Source organism: Flavobacterium sp. (genome assembly GCF_044371705.1).
Taxonomy (GTDB): Bacteria; Bacteroidota; Bacteroidia; order Flavobacteriales; family Flavobacteriaceae; genus Flavobacterium.
Genome location: NZ_JBILTE010000099.1, coordinates 1 through 9,939, shown reverse-complemented (window position 1 = coordinate 9,939; position 9,939 = coordinate 1). Strand labels below are relative to the sequence as shown.

At 36.9% G+C, this 9,939-nt stretch carries 6 protein-coding genes; 1 reads left to right on the top strand and 5 read right to left on the bottom strand.

Going from position 1 to position 9,939, the window contains the following annotated elements; genetic code table 11:
• Positions 1 to 540 precede the first annotated feature (540 nt).
• The 4 genes from secDF to gyrB form a co-directional block, all read right to left on the bottom strand.
• Entirely contained in the window at positions 541 to 3,594 is a 3,054-nt protein-coding gene (gene secDF, locus ACIQ2S_RS08155; RefSeq protein ID WP_396174836.1) for a protein translocase subunit SecDF, read from the bottom strand.
• 191 nt (positions 3,595 to 3,785) lie between these two features.
• Positions 3,786 to 4,721 carry a malate dehydrogenase gene (gene mdh, locus ACIQ2S_RS08150; RefSeq protein WP_396174834.1) on the bottom strand — a complete coding sequence of 312 codons (936 nt, stop codon included), beginning with the start codon at positions 4,719 to 4,721 and terminating at the stop codon, positions 3,786 to 3,788.
• Positions 4,722 to 4,745: 24 nt separating this feature from the next.
• A complete protein-coding gene (locus tag ACIQ2S_RS08145) occupies positions 4,746 to 5,765 on the bottom strand; it encodes a DUF6588 family protein (RefSeq protein ID WP_396174832.1) in 1,020 nt (339 codons plus the stop codon).
• Positions 5,746 to 7,686, bottom strand: coding sequence for a DNA topoisomerase (ATP-hydrolyzing) subunit B (gene gyrB, locus ACIQ2S_RS08140; RefSeq protein WP_396174830.1), 1,941 nt, complete (start codon positions 7,684 to 7,686; stop codon positions 5,746 to 5,748). The genes ACIQ2S_RS08145 and gyrB overlap by 20 nt, the downstream gene beginning before the upstream one ends.
• Positions 7,687 to 8,033: 347 nt before the next feature.
• On the opposite strand from gyrB, the gene ACIQ2S_RS08135 reads away from it, so the two are divergent.
• Entirely contained in the window at positions 8,034 to 8,162 is a 129-nt protein-coding gene (locus tag ACIQ2S_RS08135) for a hypothetical protein (protein WP_396174827.1), read from the top strand.
• Positions 8,163 to 8,225: 63 nt separating this feature from the next.
• Here the strand turns inward: ACIQ2S_RS08135 and asnB are convergent, their stop codons facing one another.
• Entirely contained in the window at positions 8,226 to 9,842 is a 1,617-nt protein-coding gene (asnB, locus tag ACIQ2S_RS08130; RefSeq protein ID WP_396174825.1) for an asparagine synthase B, read from the bottom strand.
• Positions 9,843 to 9,939: the final 97 nt, after the last annotated feature.

Here is a 9,939-nt window from a genome sequence, read left to right as displayed (position 1 = left end):
AATTTTTAAATACTACTAACCAGCCTGAAAGGGTTGATTTTTTTATGTTTATGTGCTAATGATAAATGCAGAGTTCTATTTGATTTTTTAGTCCTACAAGTTTAAATTTAATTATATCAATTATTTGCATCTGAAACATCAAGTTCATCAATGAAAATAAAAGTCCCCGGTATAATGAGCTCAAATCCATGTTTAAAATATATGCTTGACCAACTCTGTCAAGTTTCTTTCAGATTTTCAAAACGTAAATTGTAGAGATGCTGAATCAAGTTCAACATGACAGTGCACAAAGTTTGGTGTTGTCAAGCTGAACTTGTTTCAGCTTCTCTCTATTTTTAAATTATAATTTGATTTGATTAATAGGGCACTCATTCATTTTTTTAACAGCCGCTATTGTAAACAACTCAAACAAAACTCCACAGGAATTGAATTAACCAACAAGAATTGAAAAGAATTCTTAAATGATTGTTAGCACGCGATACAATCAAAAAAAAGACCTGATTTGCATCAGGTCTTTCGCGTATGAATAAAATACTTATACTATTTTTTAGCAACAGTGGTGTCGGCTACTACTTGGTCTTTTGCTTCGTTAAAATTGACTGTATCCATCATAATTGGAGTAGCAATAAATAATGACGAATAAGTTCCCACTACAATACCTACTAAAATCGCAAAAACAAAACCTCGAATAGTTTCGCCTCCCAAAAGAAAAATGGCTACCAAAACGATAATTGTTGTGAATGAAGTATTAATTGTTCTACTCAAAGTTGTGTTCAAAGATTTATTTACAATTTGATTAAAAGTTCCTTTTGTGCGTTCCGACATAAATTCTCGAACTCTATCAAAAACAATTACAGTATCATTTAAAGAATACCCAACCACCGTAAGAATTGCAGCTATAAATGCCTGATCAATTTCCATACTGAAAGGCATAAAACTGTAGCAGAAAGAGTAAATTCCCAATACAATAATCACGTCATGAGCTACTGCAAGTACTGCTCCTAATGAAAACTGCCATTTTCTAAAACTAATAAAAAGGTAAAGGAAACTTATCAATAGCGATCCTAGTACCGCCCATACCGCATTAGCCTTGATATCCTCTGCAACTGTTGGACCCACTTTTGTGGCTTGTAAGACCCCAAATTCTTTTCCATCATAATTTGTAACAAATTCTTCATACGTCATGCTTGACGGCAAAAACTGCTTCAAATTTGTAAATAACATTTGATTTACTTCTTTGTCTATTGCTTCACCTTCCTCTTTAACTTTATACTTGGTAGTAATTTTCAATTGATTATTAGTACCAAACGTTTTAGCCTCAACATTTGTTCCAAATCCCTTCGTTAAAATTGAACTTACTTCACTTGGTATTACTTGTTTTTCAAAACGCACTTGAAACGTTCTTCCACCCACAAAATCAACTCCTTGATTCAGCCCGTTTATAAAGAACAAAGATACCAATGAAGCTATTACTAAAACTGATGAAATTGCATAGGCAATTTTTTTCTTACTCATGAAATCAAAATTCATGTTTACAAACCAATCTTTACTCATTGGTGTTGCAAAGGTCATTTTCTGACCTTTTACAATTGCCCAATCCAAAAATATTCTAGTTACGAAAATTGCAGTAAATAAAGAAGTACCAATACCTATTAATAAGGTTGTGGCAAATCCTTTAATGGGACCTGTACCGAATACCAATAATATTAAAGCAGTTAAAGCAGTCGTAACGTTTGCATCAAAAATTGAAGACATCGCTCCTTTCCATGTATACGAGTAATTTATTGCTTCTTCTAATGTTTTACCTATTGCAAGTTCTTCTTTTGCTCTTTCATAAATAATTACGTTTGCATCTACCGCCATACCAATTGTTAAAACAATACCAGCAATACCAGGTAAGGTCAACACAGCTCCTAAACTGGCTAAGATTCCAAAAATAAACAAGATGTTGACAAATAATGAAATATTTGCGTAGACACCTGCTTTGCCGTAATAAAGTATCATCCATACTACTACTAACAACATACCAATAACGAAAGAAAGCATACCATTGTCAATTGCTTCCTGACCTAAGGACGGTCCTACTACATCAGATTGAACGATATCTGCTTTTGCTGGTAATTTACCCGCTCTTAATACGTTTGCTAAATCTTGTGTTTCTTCAACTGTAAATGTACCCGTGATTTCTGAGCGACCACCAGCAATAGCACCACTGGATACTCCCGGAGCAGAATAGACCACATTATCCAATACGATTGCAATGGCATTTTGTTGCTGACTAACACGTCCGGTTAACTCTTCCCATTGCTTTGCCCCTTTACCGTTCATTTGCATGGTTACAGCCGGTTTGCCTACTTGGTCAAAAGTAGCACTTGCATCTACAACAACACCACCACTAATAGCTGCTTGGTTGGAACGATCTGCTTTTAAAGCATACAATTCAACCGCAGGAACTACTTCTTTTTTATCATTTGTTAAAGTGGTTGGTTTACCCCAAACAAATTTTGCATTTCTCAAATCTTGCGGACGCAATGCCACAACATTTGAACGCTTCAAATAATTATTAATTACAGCTGTATCTCTAGGTGAAAAATAACCAATAACTGGTCCGCCTCCCGAAGAAAGCAATTTACTGAAGATTGGATTGTTTTCATTAGAAGCCGTTGCAGTCGAATCTTTTGTAGCGTCTGTCAATAAGGAATCAATTCCTGTAGTTGCTGTTTCTTTTACTTCCACTTTTGCAGTTTCGGTAGCTTTCAACAAATCATTCACACTTGCTAAATATTGAAAAGCAACATCTGATTGATGCGTTTCCCAAAACTCTAACTGTGCTGTACTTTGCAATAAATTTTTAATACGATCCACATCTTTCGCACCCGGCAATTCTACAAGAATCTTACCTGATTCGCCTAATTGTTGGATGTTTGGCTGCGTCACCCCAAATTTATCGATACGTTTTCTAAGTACTTCAAAAGCACTCAAAACCGATTCGTTTACTTTTCTTCTCAGGATTGGTTTTACCTGATCATCTGACATTTTAAAGTCAATTTCACCATCTAAATTTTTGTTGGCAAAAATATCAGGTGAAGCTAACTTCGTTTTAGTGGTAGCTGCTTCTTTTTCACAAGCTTCAAAGAATGCATCAATAAATGTTTGATTTCCTTTTTGATTGGTTTTAGCATCTGCTAAGGCTTTATTAAATGTTGGGTCATTTGAATCATTTGACAATCCAACTAAGATATCCTTTACAGAAATTTGAAGTATGACGTTAATACCACCTTCTAAGTCAAGACCTTTGTTGATTTGATTTTTAGTAACGAAATCATACGTGAAAAAATTCAAAAATACTTTCTCAGGTTTCAATGAATCCAAATACTTCACTTCTAATTGATTCAAATCAAGAGCTTGGATTTCTGATGCACCCGTAGCTTTTAATTCGCGTTCTCTTTTATCTGTAAGTTTTTTAAATTCTGCCGTTGCATAGGCTTTAGCGTCTTTTTGAATAGTATTAGCTACAAACGTAAACGAAAGTTGGTAGATACATACCAAAGCTAAAATGATTGCGATAAATTTAATAAGTCCTTTATTCTGCATTAGTACTAAAATTAATTACTGTTTAATTGGTAAAGTTTTGATTCTAAAATAGATAGATAGAAGTTGTACACTAACCTTTTTTAGAAAACGTGCAAATATATAATTATGGATAAGATTAACCAATTTATTTATCGATTAATCTCAAAAAAAAGACTGCAAAAATGCAGTCTTTTTAAATTATGTTGGAAATGTTAGGCTAAAACCGCTTTCAAATCGCCGTTCATGGCACGAACTGCGTCAGCACTTTTAGCGAAAGCTGCTTTCTCAGTAGCATTTAATTCGATATCAACAATTGTTTCGATACCGTTTTTACCAATGATACATGGCACACCGATACAGATATCACTTTGTCCGTATTCTCCTTCTAAGAAAACAGAACATGGAATCATTTTTTTTTGGTCGTTTAAGATGCTATCTACTAAATACGCCACAGAAGCTCCCGGTGCATACCAAGCGGAAGTTCCCAACAAACCTGTTAACGTTGCTCCTCCAACCATCGTGCTGGCAGATACTTTTGCTAATTCGTCTTCCGATAAAAATTCAGAAACAGGAACGCCGTTGTAAGAAGCTAAACGTGTCAAAGGAATCATCGTAGTATCACCATGACCACCAATTACCATTCCTTGAATATCATTAGCCGGTTTGTCTAAAGCTTGTGACAAATAGCATTTAAAACGTGAACTATCCAAAGCACCACCCATACCAATCACTCGGTTTTTTGGTAAGCCGGTTGCTTTCAATGTTAAATAAGTCATTGTATCCATTGGGTTTGAAACCACCACTACAACTGCATTAGGCGAATGTTGCAATAAACTTTCGGCAACCGATTTTACAATACCTGCATTGATTCCAATTAATTCTTCACGAGTCATCCCCGGTTTTCTTGGAATACCTGAGGTAATCACCACTACATCACTACCTGCTGTTTTTGTATAATCATTCGTACTTCCGGATACTTTTGTATTGAAACCTAGGGTGGTTTGCGTTTGCATGATATCTAATGCTTTTCCTTCTGCAAAACCTTCTCTAATGTCTACTAATACAATTTCACTTGCAATTCGTCTATAAGCAATCGCATCGGCACATGTAGCCCCTACGTTCCCTGCTCCTACAATGGTAACTTTCATTTTATTCGTATTTAAGTTAAGTATTTATAATTGATATTGAATTCCAATATTTGCGTTTACAAATTTACCAAAAGCAATCGAATTTTGCACATAAAATCTACTAAATCGATACCGTAAAGAAACTTCTCCCAGCACATTTGTTTTGGGTTCGGCAATAGTTGCTAAAAGTTCGTTGATGATGTCTTGAATTGGCAGTATTTCTTCGATGGAACCTTTGTCACCCGATACTTTGTATTTAAAATTACTTCGATTTACAATCAAATTAGTGATGATTTCAAAACGGTTTATTTCCTTTGAAGCACTCAACTGAATATGATAGGTATCCACCAAGCCGGAAATTCGATTAATCCCCAAATTTCCATACTGTGTATCAATATCCAAAAAATCAAAAGTCATATCAGCATTGGAATACATACCCATGACTGCAAAGTGAATGTTTTTTTCCTCTATTTTTGGGAAAAACTGACTCAAATTTTGTTTCAATCCAAATCCAAAAACTTGGTATTCGCCCCTTTTCAACTTGGTTCGTGTAGAATAACGAACGACTAATTCCGAACCATAAGGCAATTCTACAGCTGCCATTAAGTACGGATAAAACATTGTTTCCTGATCAATACCTGTGGGTGTTCGCAAGCGAATCTGTTCGCCGTCTAAGTCGCCAATTAAATAAACACGGTCATCGTTGCCAATCGAGGTAGGTACAGTAGCTGTTGTTTGATTTTCTATTTCAAAAAAATTGAAATCTTCATTCTTAATTGCAAAACTTCGATCGCTTTTAGGAACAAAAAAAAGATTCCCGTGCAATCCGAAGGTGGCAGTCCAAACTTTCTTTTTTTTAGGTGAAATCATCCACGAAGAAGAAGCTTGGTAAACCGCGGCATCAGTCGCAGGAATTAGGTACTTTTCAGAATAAAAAAGGGCATCTCCTAAGAGGTACCCTATTTCTTCTAATTGCCCGGCTGTTTGACTATGAGATTTTGCAAAAAAACCCAACAAACTAATACTAATGATATTTTTTAACAACCTAAGCGTCAATTTTCGCATAAACGGCATTTTTCTCAATAAATTCCCTTCTTGGCGGCACCTCATCTCCCATTAACATGGAGAAAATACGGTCAGCTTCTGCCAAACTATCAATGGTTACTTTACGCAAAGTTCTGAAATCAGGGTTCAATGTTGTTTCCCAAAGTTGCTCCGCATTCATTTCTCCCAAACCTTTATAACGTTGGATTGCAGCTGAACCACCTAGTTTTAAGTTAATCATGTCACGTTGATCATCATTCCATGCATATTCCTTTTTAGTTCCTTTTTTCACTAAATACAAAGGTGGAGTTGCAATATAAACATGTCCTTGTTCAATCAACTCTTTCATAAATCGGAAAAAGAAGGTTAATATTAAGGTCGAAATGTGACTACCATCTACATCGGCATCACACATGATGACTACTTTGTGGTATCTTAACTTTTCTAAGTTTAATGCTTTTGAATCTTCCGCGGTTCCAATCGTCACACCTAAAGCTGTAAATATATTTCGAATTTCTTCGTTTTCGAACACTTTGTGATGCATGGCTTTCTCCACATTCAATATCTTACCACGAAGCGGCAGAATGGCTTGAAATGCTCGGTCACGACCTTGTTTAGCGGTTCCACCTGCCGAATCTCCCTCGACTAAGAAAATCTCACATTTTTGTGGGTCTTGTTCGGAACAATCGGACAGTTTACCCGGCAATCCGCCACCGCCTAAAACGGTTTTGCGTTGCACCATTTCACGAGCTTTTTTCGCTGCGTGACGGGCTTGTGCTGCTAAGATTACTTTTTGAACAATAATTCGGGCATCATTTGGGTTTTCTTCCAAATAGTTTTCTAACATTTCCGCAACTGACTGGCTCACCGGTGAAACCACTTCACGGTTCCCCAATTTGGTTTTGGTTTGTCCTTCAAACTGTGGTTCGGCAACTTTTACAGAAATAATAGCTGTTAAACCTTCACGGAAGTCATCTCCGGAAATTTCAAATTTTAATTTATCTAATAAACCGGAGCTATCGGCATATTTCTTCAACGTACGCGTTAATCCCATGCGGAAACCTTGCAAGTGCGTTCCCCCTTCGTGGGTATTGATATTGTTTACATATGAGAAGATATTCTCCGAATAACTGGTGTTGTAAACCAAAGCCACTTCCACCGGTATCTCCCCTTTTTCATTATCCATGCTAATAACATGTGAAATGATTGGTTCGCGATTTCCATCTAAAAAACGAACAAATTCCTTTAATCCTTCTTTTGAATGGAAAGTTTCGGTTACCAATTCACCTTTGTCATCCAAATGTCTTTTGTCGCACATCGTAATGGTGATTCCTTTATTCAAAAAGGAAAGTTCACGCATACGAGCGGCCAAAGTATCATAGGAAAACTCGATTGTTTGTGTAAAAATAGAAGTGTCCGGTTTGAAGGTAACCATCGTTCCGCGTTTGGTGGTTTCACCAATTTGCTTCACGGGATACATTGCTTTACCGCGTTCGTATTCTTGCTCGTATATTTTACCGTCTCTAAAAACGGTAGCTCTTAAATGGTCAGAAAGTGCATTCACACACGATACACCTACTCCGTGTAAACCTCCGGAAACTTTATAAGAATCCTTGTCAAATTTACCTCCGGCACCAATTTTGGTCATTACCACTTCCAAAGCGGAAACACCTTCTTTTTTGTGCATATCCACCGGAATTCCACGTCCATTATCTTCAACAGAAACGGAATTATCTTCGTTTATAAAAACAGTGATAGTATCACAATGTCCGGCTAACGCCTCATCAATCGAGTTATCAACCACCTCATAAACCAAGTGGTGTAAACCTCTCACGCCGGTATCTCCAATGTACATGGAAGGACGCATTCTCACATGCTCCATTCCTTCTAGGGCCTGAATACTATCTGCTGAATAACTATTCTTTTTGATTTCTTCGCTCATATAAATTTAATGCTAATTGTATTTTTTGTCTAACAGGCAAATATAAGCATTGAAGAAGGATTTTCTAGTAAAACAGTGTCTCAAAGGCGATAAGTTATTAACAATATGTTGATTTTTTGGCTAGGCAAATTCGAGTACTGTAATCGCAATTAAAATCAATTTTATTCGCAGGTGATTAAACAAAAAACATACTCGCTTAAAAAGATTTTGAAGGCTACTCCTATTTTATTTACCGCCAAAAAAGAGTCAAGCTGAAATAAAAAACCTTTGTCAAAGTTTTGAATTTTGACAAAGGTGGCGGGTTAGAAAACCTGAAATGCTGAAACATCCCAGAGCGTCGGGACGGCATGACTGAAGAGATTCTGAAACAAGTTCAGAATGACAGAGAAGATTCTGAAATGAATTCAGGAGATTCTGAAATGAATTCAGAAGATTCTGAAATGAATTCAGGAGATTCTGAAATGAATTCAGAATGAAAAAAGCGTCCCAACTTATCGGAACGCCTCTACCAAACAAACTAAACTTCTAACTGAAAAAAATTATATTACTAATGTATCTTTTGAAATAGCGGTATCTGCTTTTACGTGTGCCGCATTCGCACGACCACTTGGGTCTTGATTTTCCTGCCATTTCGGAATCCATTTGCGGACTGTTTGTGCAGCAGCCACTTGCGGAAAATGCTTATGAAACAACGTTCTGTAAAAAAAGGCTTCCTTTGTTGCCGGTGTATTATAGGGATATAATTCTCTTGCTTTCGCAAAATCGGTATCTGAAACTTGGGAAGCACAATAGTCGATTAAGGTATCAATCCAATTATAGCCCACACCATCGGAGAATTGTTCTTTTTGACGCCACAATACCTCTTGCGGTAAATAAGGGTTCTCAGGTGTGTCAAATGCTTTTCTGAGGATGTATTTTTCAACGCCGTCATACGTCTGCGGCATTTTTTCTTCGGGTTTGATTTTAATGGCTAATTCCAAGAAAGCTTTGTCCAAAAACGGAACGCGTGCTTCCAAACCATGAGCCATGGTTGATTTATCCGCTCGCAATAAATCGGCTGTAAATAATTTTTGAACTCGCTCGATGGTTTCTTTGTGAAAATCCATTACTGAAGGAGCATTTCTAAAATAAAGATATCCTCCAAAAATTTCATCAGCTCCTTCCCCTGATAAAACTACTTTAATTCCTTTTTCTGTGATGGCTTTCGAAAGAAAATACATGGGCGTACTGGCACGAACGGAGGTTACGTCGTACGTTTCTAAATGCCAAATCAATTGATCTAAAATCTCAATCCCCTGTTCAATAGTAAAATGAATTTCGTGGTGCTCGGTTCCTAAAAACTCGGCTACCTTACGAGCGGCTTTTGCATCGGGTGCTTCTTGATCTAATCCGATGGAGAAAGAATGCATTGTTTTGCCTTGTTCTTTCATTAAACGAGCAGCAATGGATGATGTTAAAGAAGAATCTAATCCTCCGGATAACAAAACGCCAATAGGCACATCACTCATCAAACGCTTTTTTACAGCTTGGGTCAATGATTCGCGGATGGCAGTTAAATCCAACTCCTCTACGCCTGCTTCGGGGTCTTCCCATTTGGGTTGGTAGTATTTCACAAATCCGGTTTCAGGGGTATAATAATGTCCTGGCGGAAAGGTGGAAAATGTTTTACATTGGTCGGCAATCGATTTCATTTCAGAGGCAAAATACATGCGTCCGCGTTCGTCTATACCGTAATACAAGGGTTTTACTCCTAATGGGTCACGACCGGCAATGTAATCATCGCCGTCAATTACCACAAAAGCGAACATTCCGTCGAGCAAATGGCAAAAATCGTAACCAAATTTTTCATATAAGTGTACGATTACCTCCGAATCGGATGTTGATCTGAACGTATGTTCTTTTAAAATGGTATCTCTTAATTCTTGGTGATTGTATATTTCGCCATTGTGCACCATCCAAGCGGTATCACAACCTTGAATGGGTTGTTTTCCGGTATGTAAATCGATGATTGATAAACGTTCGTGTGACAGAAAATGTCCTTTATCCGTAATATGGACATCACTTTCATCGGGACCGCGATGCGACATGCGTTTGGATAATTCTCTAACTAAGACTTCATCTTTTCCTTTTCCGATTATGGCTAGTATTCCACACATATGCTTTACTTTTCAGATTTTTGTTTGTTTGATAAAGCAAAAGTGATGATAGTAGTTACATTATGAAACAGTTATTTGAAAATTGGTTAACATTTTA

Coding starts and splice junctions, on each gene's coding strand:
- ACIQ2S_RS08145 (WP_396174832.1), bottom strand. CDS start 5,765: ATGCGAAAATTGACGCTTAGGTTGTTAAAAAATATCATTAGTATTAGT.
- asnB (WP_396174825.1), bottom strand. CDS start 9,842: ATGTGTGGAATACTAGCCATAATCGGAAAAGGAAAAGATGAAGTCTTA.
- ACIQ2S_RS08135 (WP_396174827.1), top strand. CDS start 8,034: ATGACTGAAGAGATTCTGAAACAAGTTCAGAATGACAGAGAAGATTCT.
- gyrB (WP_396174830.1), bottom strand. CDS start 7,686: ATGAGCGAAGAAATCAAAAAGAATAGTTATTCAGCAGATAGTATTCAG.
- secDF (WP_396174836.1), bottom strand. CDS start 3,594: ATGCAGAATAAAGGACTTATTAAATTTATCGCAATCATTTTAGCTTTG.
- mdh (WP_396174834.1), bottom strand. CDS start 4,721: ATGAAAGTTACCATTGTAGGAGCAGGGAACGTAGGGGCTACATGTGCC.